Below are 16288 nucleotides of genomic sequence, written 5' to 3'. Positions count from 1 at the left end.
AACCTCATCCACAGCCTGCCGCACCCGCGCCGGACCGGGCTGCAACAATGCCCCCTGCAAAAGGCGGGCAAAGCCCGGCCCGGCGACGGACGAACGCGTATGCCCAAGCGCAGGCAGACGCACAGCACACATGCGTAGGCGAAGGGACACCCCGGACACATGAGCGCGTCAGGCGGCACCAAGGCGATCGTGGCGGCACTCGCCGCCAACCTCGCGATCGCGGTATCGAAGTTCGTGGCGTTCGCGTTCAGCGGCTCGTCGTCGATGCTCGCCGAGGGCGTGCACTCGCTCGCCGACTCCGGCAACCAGGGCCTGCTGCTCCTCGGCGGCAAGAAGGCCCAGCGCGAGGCCACCCCCCAACACCCCTTCGGCTACGGCCGCGAGCGCTACATCTACGCCTTCCTCGTCTCCATCGTCCTCTTCTCGGTCGGCGGCATGTTCGCCATCTACGAGGGCTACGAGAAGATCAAGGAACCGCACGAGATCGAGCACTGGTACTGGCCGGTCGGCGTCCTCGTCTTCGCGATCATCGCCGAGGCGTTCTCCTTCCGCACCGCCATCAAGGAGTCCAACGTCCTGCGCGGCGGCAAATCCTGGAAGGACTTCATCCGCCACGCCAAGGCCCCCGAACTCCCCGTCGTCCTCCTCGAGGACTTCGGCGCCCTCGTCGGCCTCGTCCTCGCCCTCGGCGGCGTCGGCCTCGCCCTCATCACCGAAAACGGCGTCTGGGACGGCATCGGCACCCTCTGCATCGGCATCCTGCTCATCCTGATCGCGATCGTCCTCGCCGCCGAGACCAAGTCCCTCCTCCTCGGCGAGTCCGCCGGCGCCGAAAACGTCACGAAGATCGCGAAGGCCATCGTCGACGGCGACACCGTCACCCGCGTCATCCACATGCGCACCCTCCACCTCGGCCCCGAAGAACTCCTCGTCGCCGCCAAGATCGCCGTCCAGCACGACGAGACGGCCACCGAGGTCGCCACCGCCATCAACGCCGCCGAGGCCCGCATCCGCGAGGCCGTCCCCATCGCCCGCGTCATCTACCTCGAGCCCGACATCTACAGCGAGACCGAAGCCGCCAAGGGCCCCGACCCCGAGGCCACCCCCGGCGGCCCCACCCCCACCGCCGAACACTGACCCCACCACACCGCTCCACCCCGGAAAGGGCCCGCCGCACCCGGCGGGCCCTTTCCCGTTCCCGCCCCACCAACGCCCGTACGACCACCTCGACCCGTCCCCCGGAACGGCACCCCCGTCCCCACAACTACCCGCAACGGCTTGATCTCTCCGTAGGCGAACTGGGGACACCCCGGCCGACCGGTGTAGCTTGGGACCGAGCCAGACGTCGCTGCTGATGGCGGTCGGGCGGTCCCACCGAGGACCGGCCGAGGGAGAGAGGGCCTCCGACGGACTGCGCTGCGCGCACGCGGGCATGCCTGTGTCCTCTTCGGGCACCCCTGTGTCCGCCGCCGCGCAGACCAGCCCTACCCACCCTCGACCCGACACCGAGGAGCAGCTCGCAATGACGACTGTCGAAAACCGACAGGACTTCAAGGTCGCCGACCTCTCCCTGGCCGCGTTCGGCCGCAAGGAGATCACCCTCGCCGAGCACGAGATGCCCGGCCTCATGGCGATCCGCAAGGAATACGCCGAGGCCCAGCCCCTCGCCGGCGCTCGCGTCACCGGCTCCCTGCACATGACCGTGCAGACCGCCGTCCTCATCGAGACCCTGGTCGCCCTCGGCGCCGAGGTCCGCTGGGCCTCCTGCAACATCTTCTCCACCCAGGACCACGCCGCCGCCGCCATCGCGGTCGGCCCGAACGGCACGGCGGACAACCCCCAGGGCGTCCCGGTCTTCGCCTGGAAGGGCGAGACCCTGGAGGAGTACTGGTGGTGCACCGAGCAGGCACTGACCTGGCCGGACAGCCCCACCGGCGGCCCCAACATGATCCTCGACGACGGCGGTGACGCCACCCTCCTCGTCCACAAGGGCGTCGAGTACGAGAAGGACGGCAAGGTCCCCTCCGTCGACACCGCGGAGAACGAGGAACACCGCGTCATCCTCGAGCTCCTCAACCGCACCATCACCGAGGGCTCCCAGAAGTGGACCCAGCTCGCCTCGGAGATCCGCGGCGTCACCGAGGAGACCACCACCGGCGTTCACCGCCTGTACGAGATGCAGCGCGACGGCGTCCTCCTCTTCCCGGCGATCAACGTGAACGACGCCGTCACCAAGTCGAAGTTCGACAACAAGTACGGCTGCCGCCACTCCCTGATCGACGGCATCAACCGCGCCACCGACGTCCTCATCGGCGGCAAGACCGCCGTCGTCTGCGGCTACGGCGACGTGGGCAAGGGCTGCGCGGAGTCCCTGCGCGGACAGGGCGCCCGCGTCATCGTCACCGAGATCGACCCGATCTGCGCCCTCCAGGCCGCGATGGACGGCTACCAGGTCACGACCCTCGACGAGGTCATCGACAAGGGCGACATCTTCATCACCACGACCGGCAACAAGGACATCATCATGGCCTCGGACATGGCCAAGATGAAGCACCAGGCCATCGTCGGCAACATCGGCCACTTCGACAACGAGATCGACATGGCCGGCCTCGCCAACGTCCCCGGCATCGTCAAGGACGAGGTCAAGCCCCAGGTCCACACCTGGACCTTCCCCGACGGCAAGGTCCTCATCGTCCTCTCCGAGGGCCGCCTGCTGAACCTGGGCAACGCCACCGGCCACCCGTCGTTCGTGATGTCCAACTCCTTCGCGGACCAGACGCTGGCCCAGATCGAGCTGTTCACCAAGCCCGACGAGTACCCGGTGGGCGTCTACACACTGCCCAAGCACCTCGACGAGAAGGTCGCCCGCCTCCACCTCGACTCGCTCGGCGTGAAGCTCACGACGCTCCGCCCCGAGCAGGCCTCGTACATCGGTGTGAAGGTCGAGGGCCCGTACAAGGCGGACCACTACCGCTACTGATCACGTACCACTGATCACGCACAACGCCGTGGCACCCGTACGGCGGTCGGCGCCGACCGCCGTACGCGAGCCCAAGGCGCTGCACATGCCGAGCGCGTCGGTGCGCCGACACACTCGCGCAGCGGCTCCCGAGCCGACGGTTTCCCGGTAGGCCCCCCGCACCCCCGTGCCGGGGGGCCTACCCGTCGGACCGCGGCCCGACCGTCGGCCGGACCAGCCCATCAAGACCCAGGACCTTCATGCCCCGCGGCCGGTATTCGCTCCATGACCCGCACGACCACACCCTCCTCGCCGAAGAACACTTCCACTGCGCACCCGGCCCCTCCGGCTGGCGCTATGTCTCCCAACTGACCACCCCCTCCGGCGATCACGCAGGCTCCGTCGACCTCGCCCTCGACGACATCGGCCGCTCCATCCGCCTCGAACTGCACGCCGCGAGCTGGCAGATCCGCGGCGCCGCCCTCGACGGCGTCACCTGGGTCCGCACCGACCCCACCGGAACCCACGCCACCGAAGGCAATGTCCGCGCCCACGCCTTCACCGGCACCTCCCCGGCGTTCCTCATCGCCACCACCCGTCTCCTGCGCCTCACCCCCTCCGCGCCCGCGACCCGCGTACGCCTCGTCGCCTTCACCGATCCGGTCCTCGCCCCGCGCACCGTGGACCAGTCCTGGGCCTTGATCGCAAGAGAAGCACACACCACTGACAACGCCCCCCTGACCGTGGACGAATACCAGGTCACAGCCCTGGACACGGGCGAGCAGCACACCGTCCACATCGCCGGCGACGTCGTCCTCGCGGCACCCGGAATCGAGCTGGAGCACCTGGAAACACCGCCGTCGACGTTCGACTGACGAGGGACTCGCGACAGGCGCCACAACGCACTGAGGAATGCTTCGAGCAGCAGGCGCCACAGCGGTCAGCCGTCGCCACCGAGCGCACGACGGCTGACAAGACGGCTGACAGAAGGAACAGAGCCGCGGCGACCTTCTCAGGCAGGCGGCACGAACCCGGTGGCCGGGCGGCCACCCTCGCCACCCGACGGCTCCCGCACCGGCTCGGGAGCCACCGGAGCCCCAGGAACCCTCGCACCCTCGGCCGGCCCCACAGCTCCCGCCGACGGGACGTACTGCCCCGCAGCCCCCACAGGCGCAGCCGGGCTCGCAAATCCGCCGGACGGCGCATAAGGCGCAGGCGACGGCGCGTAAGGCAAGGCCACAGGCGGCTGAGCCGGCGCTCCCCACCCCGGCATACCCGCCGGAGCCCCCGGCACGACACCCCCAGGAACCGCCCCCGGCGCACCGCCCACCACGGCCGCACCCCCGAACGCCCGCCGAGCCTCCCGCGCCTGGCGCTCGTGCACCACGGCCGCCAGATACGCGGCCGGCGGAACCCCGTACGGCGCCGGAGTCCCCGTGCACGCCGCGAGATCAGAGGCGAGACGTTCCGCCATCGCCACGCCGACCCGCGGCTCCAGCTGATGCATCCGCGTCAGGTACTGGCGAACGGCCAGCCACAGCCCGTCCGGAACGGCGGAGAGATCGAGCTCGGAGAACCGTCCGACCAGCCAGTGCGGCGGCGGAGGCACGAACCCCGTCCGCCCGGCCGGCACCCGCTCCCGTACGACGAGCGTCCCCGCGAACACGTCGCCGAGCCGCCGCCCCCGAGCCGACACCAGCGAGGCGATGCACGCGACGACCCCGAAAGTCATCAGGATCTCCACCACCCCGACCGCACCGCGCACCAGCGCGTGCCGGAACCTGATGGGCCCACCGTCGTCCCGCACCACTCGCAGCCCGCACGCCAGCTTTCCCAGTGAACGCCCATGGCTCAGCGTCTCCACCGCGATCGGCACCCCCACCAGCACGAGCAGGAAGCTCGCTATGGACACTGCCGTCTGCGCGGCCTCGTCCAGATCGGCCAACGCCAAGGCCAGAACCAGGGTCACCATGACGTAGACGAACCCGGCCACCAACAGGTCGAGCAACACGGCCAGCGCTCGACTCGGCAGCTTCGCGGGACGCAACTCCAGCGCCACCGCCTCACCCGTGACCAGCTCACTCACACCCGTAGTCCTTCCAGTTCATCCCCTGATCTGCCCCAAGAGTGGCCAGTCTGCCAAGCTGAGGGCACATCGCGCCGTAGTACGACCAGTAAGACAAGCTGACACGCAGTTCGAGAGGACGAGGAGCAGCACACCCGATGGACCTCGACGTCTTCGTGTCCGCCCATCGCGCCGAGTGGGACCGCCTCGACGCACTGCTCCGCCGCCAGCGCCGCCTGACGGGCCCAGAGGTCGACGAACTGGTCACCCTCTACCAGCGCACCGCCACGCACCTCTCACTCATCCAGTCCAGCGCACCGGACCCCCAGCTCACCGGCCGCCTCAGCCAACTCGTGGCACGCGCGCGTAGTGCCGTGACAGGAACCCGACGCGCCTCCTGGCGCGATGTCACACGCTTCCTGACCCACGGTTTCCCCGCAGCGGTCTACCGCTCACGCCACTGGTGGGTCCCCACCGCTCTTCTCTCGACGCTCGTGGCGGCACTCCTGGGGTGGTGGATCGGCGCACACCCGGACGTCCAGGCCGCGATCGCGGCCCCCGACGCACTACGCGAGATGACCCGCCCCGGCGGCCAGTACGAGACCTATTACTCCAGCCACCCCGCCGCCTCCTTCGCCGCACAGGTGTGGACGAACAACGCCCAGGCCGCTGCCATGTGCCTGGTCCTGGGCATCTTCCTTGGGCTGCCGGTCCTCTGGATCCTCCTCCTGAACATGCTCAACCTGGGCGTGGGCATAGGCCTGATGTCCTCGGCCGGCCGCCTCGACGTCTTCCTGGGCCTGATCCTCCCGCATGGCCTCCTGGAGCTGACGGCCGTCTTCGTCGCCGCAGGCACGGGCCTACGCCTCGGCTGGACCCTCATCGACCCCGGCCCCCGCACCCGTCGCGCGGCCCTGGCCGAGGAGGGCCGCGCCGCCCTGGGCATGGCGATAGGCCTGGCGCTGGTGCTCTTCGTCTCCGGCGCCATCGAAGGCTTCGTCACCCCGTCGGGCCTGCCCACCTGGGCTCGCATCGCCATCGGCATCCTCGCCGAGCTCGCCTTTCTGACCTACGTCTACGTCCTGGGCGGACGCGCCGTCCGGGCCGGTGACACGGGTGATGTCGAGGAGCATGAACGCAGTGCCGCGGTCCCTACGGCGGCCTGATGTGCGGACACCCCTGCCGGGCTGTTAGTCTCCTCTTCGTTCCCGCAAGAGCTGTTGACACGGCCCATGTGGGGAGGTAGATTTGCACAGTTGCCTAGAGGTGGACATACCCCAGGGTGACAGTGAAAATCTATCGGCTTCTCGTGAATGAGATTTCCCGAGTGAGCCCAATCCGATGATTCAGGAACGAGCGGCTGGTAAGTCCGGCCAAGAACTTCTGATAAAGTCGGACTCGCCGAAAGAAAGCCGCAAGGCAATCAATTAGGCAAAGGCCCTCCAACGGCCACCGGAAATGAAATCCGACCGGGAACGGAACGGAAAACGGATCTGGTAAGGTTGGAAACGCAAGACCGAAGGGAAACTGCCCGGAGGAAAGCCCGAGAAGATACTCGGGTGAGTACAAAGGAAGCGTCCGTTCCTTGAGAACTCAACAGCGTGCCAAAAATCAACGCCAGATATGTTGATACCCCGTCTCCGGCCAGTTCGTCTGGTTGGGGCGAGGTTCCTTTGAAGTAAACACAGCGAGGACGCTGTGTGCGAGAGGATCATTCCTCCTCTTGCACCGCTCTCGTGGTGTCGACCCGATTACGGGTACACATTCACGGAGAGTTTGATCCTGGCTCAGGACGAACGCTGGCGGCGTGCTTAACACATGCAAGTCGAACGATGAAGCCCTTCGGGGTGGATTAGTGGCGAACGGGTGAGTAACACGTGGGCAATCTGCCCTTCACTCTGGGACAAGCCCTGGAAACGGGGTCTAATACCGGATACAACCACCGGCCGCATGGTCTGGTGGTGGAAAGCTCCGGCGGTGAAGGATGAGCCCGCGGCCTATCAGCTTGTTGGTGAGGTAGTGGCTCACCAAGGCGACGACGGGTAGCCGGCCTGAGAGGGCGACCGGCCACACTGGGACTGAGACACGGCCCAGACTCCTACGGGAGGCAGCAGTGGGGAATATTGCACAATGGGCGAAAGCCTGATGCAGCGACGCCGCGTGAGGGATGACGGCCTTCGGGTTGTAAACCTCTTTCAGCAGGGAAGAAGCGAGAGTGACGGTACCTGCAGAAGAAGCGCCGGCTAACTACGTGCCAGCAGCCGCGGTAATACGTAGGGCGCGAGCGTTGTCCGGAATTATTGGGCGTAAAGAGCTCGTAGGCGGTCTGTCGCGTCGGATGTGAAAGCCCGGGGCTTAACCCCGGGTCTGCATTCGATACGGGCAGACTAGAGTGTGGTAGGGGAGATCGGAATTCCTGGTGTAGCGGTGAAATGCGCAGATATCAGGAGGAACACCGGTGGCGAAGGCGGATCTCTGGGCCATTACTGACGCTGAGGAGCGAAAGCGTGGGGAGCGAACAGGATTAGATACCCTGGTAGTCCACGCCGTAAACGGTGGGAACTAGGTGTTGGCGACATTCCACGTCGTCGGTGCCGCAGCTAACGCATTAAGTTCCCCGCCTGGGGAGTACGGCCGCAAGGCTAAAACTCAAAGGAATTGACGGGGGCCCGCACAAGCAGCGGAGCATGTGGCTTAATTCGACGCAACGCGAAGAACCTTACCAAGGCTTGACATACACCGGAAACGGCCAGAGATGGTCGCCCCCTTGTGGTCGGTGTACAGGTGGTGCATGGCTGTCGTCAGCTCGTGTCGTGAGATGTTGGGTTAAGTCCCGCAACGAGCGCAACCCTTGTTCTGTGTTGCCAGCATGCCCTTCGGGGTGATGGGGACTCACAGGAGACTGCCGGGGTCAACTCGGAGGAAGGTGGGGACGACGTCAAGTCATCATGCCCCTTATGTCTTGGGCTGCACACGTGCTACAATGGCAGGTACAATGAGCTGCGATGCCGTGAGGCTGAGCGAATCTCAAAAAGCCTGTCTCAGTTCGGATTGGGGTCTGCAACTCGACCCCATGAAGTCGGAGTTGCTAGTAATCGCAGATCAGCATTGCTGCGGTGAATACGTTCCCGGGCCTTGTACACACCGCCCGTCACGTCACGAAAGTCGGTAACACCCGAAGCCGGTGGCCCAACCCCTTGTGGGAGGGAGCTGTCGAAGGTGGGACTGGCGATTGGGACGAAGTCGTAACAAGGTAGCCGTACCGGAAGGTGCGGCTGGATCACCTCCTTTCTAAGGAGCATCTAGATCCCGTAAGGGATCCAGAGCCACTACGCAGGCAAACGTCCTGCGGTGGTCAGCTCATGGGTGGAACGTTGATTATTCGGCTGGGTTTCCGGGTCGGAGGCTGTGAGTACTGCTCGTCAGAGCGTGGAAAGCATGATCTTCGGACGGAGTCCGGTCGGGCACGCTGTTGGGTGTCTGAGGGCACGGCCGGTTACGGCTGCCTTCAGTGCCGACCCCAGTGCACTCGGATCTGCTGGTCCGGGGTGATGGGTGGTTGGTCGTTGTTTGAGAACTGCACAGTGGACGCGAGCATCTGTGGCCAAGTTTTTAAGGGCGCACGGTGGATGCCTTGGCACCAGGAACCGATGAAGGACGTGGGAGGCCACGATAGGCCCCGGGGAGTCGTCAACCAGGCTTTGATCCGGGGGTGTCCGAATGGGGAAACCCGGCAGTCGTCATGGGCTGTCACCCTTGCCTGAACACATAGGGCAAGTGGAGGGAACGCGGGGAAGTGAAACATCTCAGTACCCGCAGGAAGAGAAAACAACCGTGATTCCGGGAGTAGTGGCGAGCGAAACTGGATGAGGCCAAACCGTATACGTGTGAGACCCGGCAGGGGTTGCGTATGCGGGGTTGTGGGATTTCTCTGTCACAGTCTGCCGGCTGTGAGACGAGTCAGAAACCGTTGATGTAGGCGAAGGACATGCGAAAGGTCCGGCGTAGAGGGTAAGACCCCCGTAGTCGAAACATCAGCGGCTCGTTTGAGAAACACCCAAGTAGCACGGGGCCCGAGAAATCCCGTGTGAATCTGGCGGGACCACCCGCTAAGCCTAAATATTCCCTGGTGACCGATAGCGGATAGTACCGTGAGGGAATGGTGAAAAGTACCGCGGGAGCGGAGTGAAATAGTACCTGAAACCGTGTGCCTACAAGCCGTGGGAGCGTCGCGCATCGAGTTTACTCGGTGCGTCGTGACTGCGTGCCTTTTGAAGAATGAGCCTGCGAGTTTGCGGTGTGTTGCGAGGTTAACCCGGGTGGGGTAGCCGTAGCGAAAGCGAGTCCGAACAGGGCGTTTCAGTAGCACGCTCAAGACCCGAAGCGGAGTGATCTAGCCATGGGCAGGTTGAAGCGGAGGTAAGACTTCGTGGAGGACCGAACCCACCAGGGTTGAAAACCTGGGGGATGACCTGTGGTTAGGGGTGAAAGGCCAATCAAACTCCGTGATAGCTGGTTCTCCCCGAAATGCATTTAGGTGCAGCGTCGTGTGTTTCTTGCCGGAGGTAGAGCACTGGATAGGCGATGGGCCCTACCGGGTTACTGACCTTAGCCAAACTCCGAATGCCGGTAAGTGAGAGCACGGCAGTGAGACTGTGGGGGATAAGCTCCATGGTCGAGAGGGAAACAGCCCAGAGCATCGACTAAGGCCCCTAAGCGTACGCTAAGTGGGAAAGGATGTGGAGTCGCAGAGACAACCAGGAGGTTGGCTTAGAAGCAGCCACCCTTGAAAGAGTGCGTAATAGCTCACTGGTCTAGTGATTCCGCGCCGACAATGTAGCGGGGCTCAAGCGTACCGCCGAAGTCGTGTCATTGCGATATATACCCCCAACGGGGATCGTGATGGGTAGGGGAGCGTCGTGTGCCGGGTGAAGCAGCCGCGGAAGCGAGTTGTGGACGGTTCACGAGTGAGAATGCAGGCATGAGTAGCGATACAAACGTGAGAAACGTTTGCGCCGATTGACCAAGGGTTCCTGGGTCAAGCTGATCTGCCCAGGGTAAGTCGGGACCTAAGGCGAGGCCGACAGGCGTAGTCGATGGATAACCGGTTGATATTCCGGTACCCGCTGTGAAGCGTCAAACATTGAACCAGGCGATGCTAAGTCCGTGAAGCCGCCCTGGAGCCTTCGGGCAAAGGGGAGTGGTGGAGCCGACGGACCAGACTTGCAGTAGGTGAGTGATGGGGTGACGCAGGAAGGTAGTCCATCCCGGGCGGTGGTTGTCCCGGGGTAAGGGTGTAGGCCGAGTGGTAGGCAAATCCGCCGCTCATCAAGGCTGAGACCTGATGCCGAGCCGATTGTGGTGAAGTGGATGATCCTATGCTGTCGAGAAAAGCCTCTAGCGAGTTTCATGGCGGCCCGTACCCTAAACCGACTCAGGTGGTCTGGTAGAGAATACCGAGGCGTTCGGGTGAACTATGGTTAAGGAACTCGGCAAAATGCCCCCGTAACTTCGGGAGAAGGGGGGCCATCACTGGTGAGAGGACTTGCTCCTCGAGCTGGGGGTGGCCGCAGAGACCAGCGAGAAGCGACTGTTTACTAAAAACACAGGTCCGTGCGAAGCCGTAAGGCGATGTATACGGACTGACGCCTGCCCGGTGCTGGAACGTTAAGGGGACCGGTTAGTCACATTTCGGTGTGGCGAAGCTGAGAACTTAAGCGCCAGTAAACGGCGGTGGTAACTATAACCATCCTAAGGTAGCGAAATTCCTTGTCGGGTAAGTTCCGACCTGCACGAATGGCGTAACGACTTCTCGACTGTCTCAACCATAGGCCCGGTGAAATTGCACTACGAGTAAAGATGCTCGTTTCGCGCAGCAGGACGGAAAGACCCCGGGACCTTTACTACAGTTTGATATTGGTGTTCGGTTCGGCTTGTGTAGGATAGCTGGGAGACTGTGAAGCTTGGACGCCAGTTCAGGTGGAGTCGTCGTTGAAATACCAGTCTGGTCGTGCTGGATGTCTAACCCGGGTCCGTGATCCGGATCGGGGACAGTGTCTGATGGGTAGTTTAACTGGGGCGGTTGCCTCCCAAAGGGTAACGGAGGCGCCCAAAGGTTCCCTCAGCCTGGTTGGCAATCAGGTGGTGAGTGTAAGTGCACAAGGGAGCTTGACTGTGAGACCGACGGGTCGAGCAGGGACGAAAGTCGGGACTAGTGATCCGGCGGTGGCTTGTGGAAGCGCCGTCGCTCAACGGATAAAAGGTACCCCGGGGATAACAGGCTGATCTTCCCCAAGAGTCCATATCGACGGGATGGTTTGGCACCTCGATGTCGGCTCGTCGCATCCTGGGGCTGGAGTCGGTCCCAAGGGTTGGGCTGTTCGCCCATTAAAGCGGTACGCGAGCTGGGTTTAGAACGTCGTGAGACAGTTCGGTCCCTATCCGCTGCGCGCGCAGGAATATTGAGAAGGGCTGTCCCTAGTACGAGAGGACCGGGACGGACGAACCTCTGGTGTGCCAGTTGTTCTGCCAAGGGCATGGCTGGTTGGCTACGTTCGGGAGGGATAACCGCTGAAAGCATCTAAGCGGGAAGCCTGCTTCGAGATGAGTATTCCCACCCACTTGATGGGGTAAGGCTCCCAGTAGACGACTGGGTTGATAGGCCAGATATGGAAGCCCAGTAATGGGTGGAGTTGACTGGTACTAATAGGCCGAGGGCTTGTCCTCAGTTGCTCGCGTCCACTGTGTTGGTTCTGAAACCACGAACAACCCCATGCCATGGTCACGGTGTGGTGCGGTTGAGTGTTTCATAGTGTTTCGGTGGTCATAGCGTGAGGGAAACGCCCGGTTACATTCCGAACCCGGAAGCTAAGCCTTACAGCGCCGATGGTACTGCAGGGGGGACCCTGTGGGAGAGTAGGACGCCGCCGAACAAATATTGCGAGAGAACCCCTGCCGGGAAACCGGCGGGGGTTTTCTGCGTTTAGGGGTTTTCCCTTTCCGGGTTGAGGATCTCTGACTTCTGAGTGGTTAGAGGCGTCCTGCTGCCTTGAGGGCCAGGTAGGCGTCTGCCAGGGCCGGAGCCAGGTTTTCCGGAGAAGCGTCGACGACCGTGACGCCTTGGCGGCGGAGCTGTTCCGCTGTGCGGTGGCGGTCTGTTTGGGCCTGGGCTGCCGCTGCGGCCTCGTACACGGCGTCTGTGCTTCCTCGGGAGTTCGCCATGTGGGCGATGTGCGGGTCCGACACCGAGGCCACCAGGACCGTATGGCGTTGGGTGAGGCGAGGTAGGACGGGGAGGAGGACCTCTTCGACCGGGGCTGCGTCGAGGCTGGTGAGGAGAACGATCAGGGCGCGGCGGGGGGCCGTACGGAGTGCGGCGGCGGTGAGGCCGCGGGCGTCCGTCTCGATGAGTTCCGGTTCGAGCGTGGCCATCGCGTTGACCAGGGAAGGCAGGACGTCGCCTGCCGTGCGGCCCTGGACGAGGGCGCGGATGCGGCGGTCGTAGGCGAGGAAGTCCACGCGGTCGCCGGCACGGGATGCGAGGGCGGCCAGGAGAAGCGCCGCGTCCATTGAGGAGTCGAGGCGTGGGGCGTCGCCGACGCGGCCGGCGGAGGTGCGGCCTGTGTCGAGGACCAGGAGGATGTGGCGGTCTCGTTCGGGGCGCCAGGTGCGTACCGCGACCGTGGTCTGGCGGGCCGTGGCGCGCCAGTCGATGGAGCGGGTGTCGTCGCCGGGGATGTACTCGCGGAGGCTGTCGAACTCGGTGCCCTCGCCTCGGGTCAGCATGCTGGTGCGGCCGTCGAGTTCGCGCAGGCGGGCCAGCTTGGAGGGCAGGTGCTTGCGGCTGGTGAACGGCGGCAGGACACGTACCGTCCAGGGGACCTTGTGGCTGCCCTGGCGGGCGAAGAGCCCGAGGGGGCCGTACGAGCGGATCGTGATCTTGTCCGCTTTGCGGTCGCCTCTGCGGGTGGGGCGTAGGCGGGTGGTGACGCGGCGGCGTTCGCCCGCAGGGACCGTGAGGCGGTGGCGGGAGGCGGCCACCTCGGTGCCGGGCAGCCAGCTGCTGGGAGGCCAGGCGTCGCGGAGGTGGGCGCGCAGGGGGCGTTTGGACGGGTTGGTGATCGTGAGGGTGACGTCCGCTGCTTCGCCCAGGCGCGCGGAGGTGTCGCCGGAGCGTGTGAGGCCCAGACGGCGCACGGGGGTGGCGAGGGCGTAGTCGCAGGCGCACGCCAGCGCGAGAGGGGCGTTCACGGCGAGGATGCCCGTCCAACTGGGCTCCCAGATGCCGACGGGGAGGGTGCCGAGGGCCGCGAGGAGCGCGGCGCGTCCGGTGAGTGCCATCAGCGGGGGACGGGAACGTGGGCGAGGATCGCGTTGATGACCGAGTCGGCCGTCACGCCTTCCATCTCGGCCTCCGGGCGGAGTTGCACGCGGTGGCGGAGTGTCGGCAGCGCGAGGGCTTTGACGTCGTCGGGGATGACGTAGTCGCGGCCGGTCAGCCAGGCCCAGGCGCGGGAGGCGGCCAGGAGGGCCGTCGCGCCACGCGGGGAGACACCCAGAGTGAGCGAAGGGGACTCGCGGGTGGCGCGGCAGATGTCGACCACGTAGGCGGTGATCTCGGGGGAGATCGTGGTCTTGGCGACGGCGGCGCGTGCGGCTTCTAGGTCGGCCGCGGTCGCGACGGGGCGTACGCCGGCGGCGCGCAGGTCGCGCGGGTTGAAGCCCTCGGCGTGGCGGGTGAGGACGTTGATCTCGTCCTGGCGGGACGGCAGCGGGATCGTCAGTTTGAGGAGGAAGCGGTCCAGTTGGGCCTCGGGGAGGGGGTACGTGCCCTCGTACTCGACGGGGTTCTGGGTCGCGGCCACCAGGAACGGCTCGGGGAGCGGGCGCGGGGTGCCGTCGACCGTGACCTGGCGCTCCTCCATGGCCTCAAGCAGGGACGACTGGGTCTTCGGCGGGGTCCGGTTGATCTCGTCGGCGAGGAGGAGGTTGGTGAAGACCGGGCCGGGCTGGAAGGAGAACTCGGCGCTGCGGGTGTCGTAGACGAGGGAACCGGTGATGTCGCTCGGCATGAGGTCCGGGGTGAACTGGACGCGCTTGGTGTCCAGTTCGAGTGCGGATGCCAGGGCGCGGACGAGCAGGGTCTTGGCGACGCCGGGGACTCCTTCCAGCAGGACGTGGCCGCGGCAGAGAAGGGCGACGACGAGGCCGGTCACGGCGGGGTCCTGGCCGACCACGGCTTTGGCGATCTCGGCGCGCAGGGCCTCCAGGGAGGCTCGGGCGGTGCCCGCGTCCCCAGTCGTCCCGGCGTTGTCAGTGGTCGGGTCCATCATGAACGGCGTACCTCTCTTTCGAGGGCGTCGAGTTGGTCGGCGAGGGTGATGAGGGCCGCGTCGTCGCCGGGCGGCGGGCCGAAGAGGAGGGTGTGCAGGGCCTGGCCGTCTCCGTGGTCGCGGAGGTGCGCGGACAGGGCGGGGAGCAGGGCCTCGGGCGCGTGCGCCCGGGAGACGGGGACACCTACGAGGGGGGCGAGGCGCGTGCGGGTGGTGGAGCGAAGAGCGGCGGCCGCGCGGTCGCGGGCGTTGGCCTTGCGGTAGAGGCGGGCGCGGCCTTCGACGGTTTCGGAGGCGCGGATCGCGACGGGGAGTTTTTCGGGCACGAGGGGGCCGAGTCGGCGTGCCCTCCAGAGGGCGGCCAGGGCTGCTGCGATGAAGAGCTGCAGGGTGCCCCAGAGCCAGCCCGAGGGGAGCAGGTCGACGAAGCTGCGGTCGCCGGCGTCGGTGGCCGAGTCGTCGGAGAGCGAGGGGAGGTACCAGACCAAGTGGGGGCGCGAGCCGAGGAGTTGGAGGGCGAGGGAGGCGTTGCCCTGCTCGACGAGGCGGTCGTTGTAGAGGATGTCGGGGGCGCCGAGTACGACGGTGTCGCCGTTTCCTTCGGCCGCCGGGATGCGCAGCAGGGTGGGCAGGCCGTCGCTGGGGTAGCAGGAGTCGGCGCCGCGAGCCGTCACGTGGAAGCGGATGCCTCCCATTTCGGCGGTGCCCGCGCGACGGGCGGCCGACAGGTCGCAGCGGGGCGCGAGCGTGGAATCGAAGCTGAGGGCCGAATCGGCGGTGACCCCGGGGGCGAGGGTGCTCACGGACGGGATGTCGGGGGCTACGAGGACGGTGCGGCCGCCGGAGTCCTCGATCGCCGCGCGGAGTCCGTCCTGCTGGTCGTCCGTCAGCAGGTCGGGGACGGCGACCAGAAGGGTCGTGTCCGGGCCGGCCGCGGCGCGGGCCTTGCTCAAAGTGGTGACCACGCGGGTCGAAACGCCCCGGTCGTTCAGAAGTTCGGCGACGGCCCGGCTGCCGTTGGTGTCGGCGGAGCGCGGGTCGAGCCGGCCGTGCCGGGCGTCGGAGCTGATCGCGGCGATCACGACGGCCGCCACCAGGAGGATCACCCCGGCCAGGACGACACCGCGCGTGCGGGTCCACACCTGGCGGGCGGAGGGCGAGGCCGAGGTGGCCGGGAGCGTCGGGAGGGTGGCCTCGGTGGTCATTCGGCGGCTCCCCGGCTGCTGCTGTGGGCCGTGCTCGCCGCGCTGTGGGTGCTGCTGCCGCTCAGCGTGGGCTTGGCGCGCTCCAGGTCGTCGTCGAGGGCGGCGAGGTGCCGGTACGTTCCTTCGCCGGCGGACCGGCCGCCGTATGTGACGTCGTCGAAGTCCTGGGCGGCGGCGCGCAGTCGGTCCGCGTGGACGGGGAGCGTGCGGCCCGCTTCGGAGGCCGCCTCGTCGGCGGTGCGGCCGGGGCGTACGTCGAGCAGGGCGCGCTCCTCCAGGGAGCGGACGACGGCCCGCATGCGTTCCTGGACGGCCTGGTTCCAGTGGCCCTCGGCGGCGTGTGCCTGGGCTGCCGCGCGGTGTTCGGCGGCGCTGCGGGGGCGGTCGTCGAAGAGCGTGGCGGACGAGGTGGGGGCGCGGTGCGGGGTGCCGAGGCGCCACCACAGGGCGCCCAGGAGCGCCAGGACGATCAGCACGATGACGAGGAGGCCGACCAGGCCGCCCGGGGTGGCCAGGGACGTGGCGCCGAACAGCTTGTCGAGCCAGTCCCAGAACGCGTTCATGGCGCGCTCGTACCAGCTGGGGTCGTTCTCGTGGTACATCCCCTTGGACAGCTCGCGGCGGGCCGCCTCCTGCGCGGGGTCGCGCGGGATCGTGACCGGCGGCTCGTCGGCCGAGCGCCACGACACGGGTACGGCCGTCAGCACTCCCCCCGGCAGTCTCACCC

General features: G+C 66.1%; 9 protein-coding genes and 3 rRNA genes. 7 read left to right on the top strand and 5 right to left on the bottom strand.

Annotated elements, in window-relative coordinates; genetic code table 11:
- Nucleotides 1-159: 159 nt before the first annotated feature.
- The 3 genes from SGFS_RS24285 (at nt 160) to SGFS_RS24275 (ending at nt 3834) form a co-directional block, all read left to right on the top strand.
- Nucleotides 160-1137 (top strand): cation diffusion facilitator family transporter, encoded by a 978-nt coding sequence (locus SGFS_RS24285; protein ID WP_286253324.1) that lies wholly within the window; start codon nt 160-162, stop codon nt 1135-1137.
- Nucleotides 1138-1522: 385 nt separating this feature from the next.
- The gene (ahcY, locus tag SGFS_RS24280; RefSeq protein WP_286253323.1) at nt 1523-2980 is read left to right on the top strand and encodes an adenosylhomocysteinase; all 1458 of its coding nucleotides are present in this window, start codon (nt 1523-1525) and stop codon (nt 2978-2980) included.
- Between the two features lie 239 nt (nt 2981-3219).
- Entirely contained in the window at nt 3220-3834 is a 615-nt protein-coding gene (locus SGFS_RS24275) for a hypothetical protein (RefSeq protein WP_286253322.1), read from the top strand.
- Nucleotides 3835-3971: 137 nt separating this feature from the next.
- Here the strand turns inward: SGFS_RS24275 and SGFS_RS24270 are convergent, their stop codons facing one another.
- Nucleotides 3972-5045 (bottom strand): RDD family protein, encoded by a 1074-nt coding sequence (locus SGFS_RS24270; RefSeq protein WP_286253321.1) that lies wholly within the window; start codon nt 5043-5045, stop codon nt 3972-3974.
- A 137-nt stretch (nt 5046-5182) separates the two neighbouring features.
- On the opposite strand from SGFS_RS24270, the gene SGFS_RS24265 reads away from it, so the two are divergent.
- From SGFS_RS24265 to rrf, 4 genes are all read left to right on the top strand, one after another.
- Nucleotides 5183-6190 carry a stage II sporulation protein M gene (locus SGFS_RS24265; RefSeq protein ID WP_286253320.1) on the top strand — a complete coding sequence of 336 codons (1008 nt, stop codon included), beginning with the start codon at nt 5183-5185 and terminating at the stop codon, nt 6188-6190.
- Between the two features lie 598 nt (nt 6191-6788).
- Nucleotides 6789-8315 (top strand): 16S ribosomal RNA (locus tag SGFS_RS24260).
- 311 nt (nt 8316-8626) lie between these two features.
- A 23S ribosomal RNA gene (locus SGFS_RS24255) occupies nt 8627-11750 on the top strand.
- Nucleotides 11751-11839: 89 nt separating this feature from the next.
- A 5S ribosomal RNA gene (gene rrf / locus SGFS_RS24250) occupies nt 11840-11956 on the top strand.
- The 16S, 23S and 5S rRNA genes sit together here, the layout of an rRNA operon.
- A 97-nt stretch (nt 11957-12053) precedes the next feature.
- Here rrf and SGFS_RS24245 read toward each other — a convergent pair.
- Genes SGFS_RS24245 through SGFS_RS24230 form a run of 4 tightly spaced genes read right to left on the bottom strand, consistent with a single transcriptional unit; the run spans nt 12054 to nt 16286 of the window.
- The gene (locus SGFS_RS24245) at nt 12054-13364 is read right to left on the bottom strand and encodes a DUF58 domain-containing protein (RefSeq protein WP_286253318.1); all 1311 of its coding nucleotides are present in this window, start codon (nt 13362-13364) and stop codon (nt 12054-12056) included.
- Nucleotides 13364-14353: an AAA family ATPase gene (locus SGFS_RS24240; protein WP_286260035.1), complete on the bottom strand. Its 990-nt coding sequence runs from the start codon at nt 14351-14353 to the stop codon at nt 13364-13366. The genes SGFS_RS24245 and SGFS_RS24240 overlap by 1 nt, the downstream gene beginning before the upstream one ends.
- Nucleotides 14353-15561, bottom strand: coding sequence for a DUF4350 domain-containing protein (locus tag SGFS_RS24235; protein WP_286253317.1), 1209 nt, complete (start codon nt 15559-15561; stop codon nt 14353-14355). The genes SGFS_RS24240 and SGFS_RS24235 overlap by 1 nt, the downstream gene beginning before the upstream one ends.
- Nucleotides 15558-16286: a DUF4129 domain-containing protein gene (locus tag SGFS_RS24230; protein WP_286253316.1), complete on the bottom strand. Its 729-nt coding sequence runs from the start codon at nt 16284-16286 to the stop codon at nt 15558-15560. The genes SGFS_RS24235 and SGFS_RS24230 overlap by 4 nt, the downstream gene beginning before the upstream one ends.
- Nucleotides 16287-16288 lie beyond the last annotated feature (2 nt).

Source organism: Streptomyces graminofaciens (assembly GCF_030294945.1).
In the GTDB taxonomy this organism is placed as follows: Bacteria; Actinomycetota; Actinomycetes; order Streptomycetales; family Streptomycetaceae; genus Streptomyces; species Streptomyces graminofaciens.
Note: the sequence above shows the minus strand (reverse complement) of the source record. Positions and strands in the feature narration are given on the sequence as shown.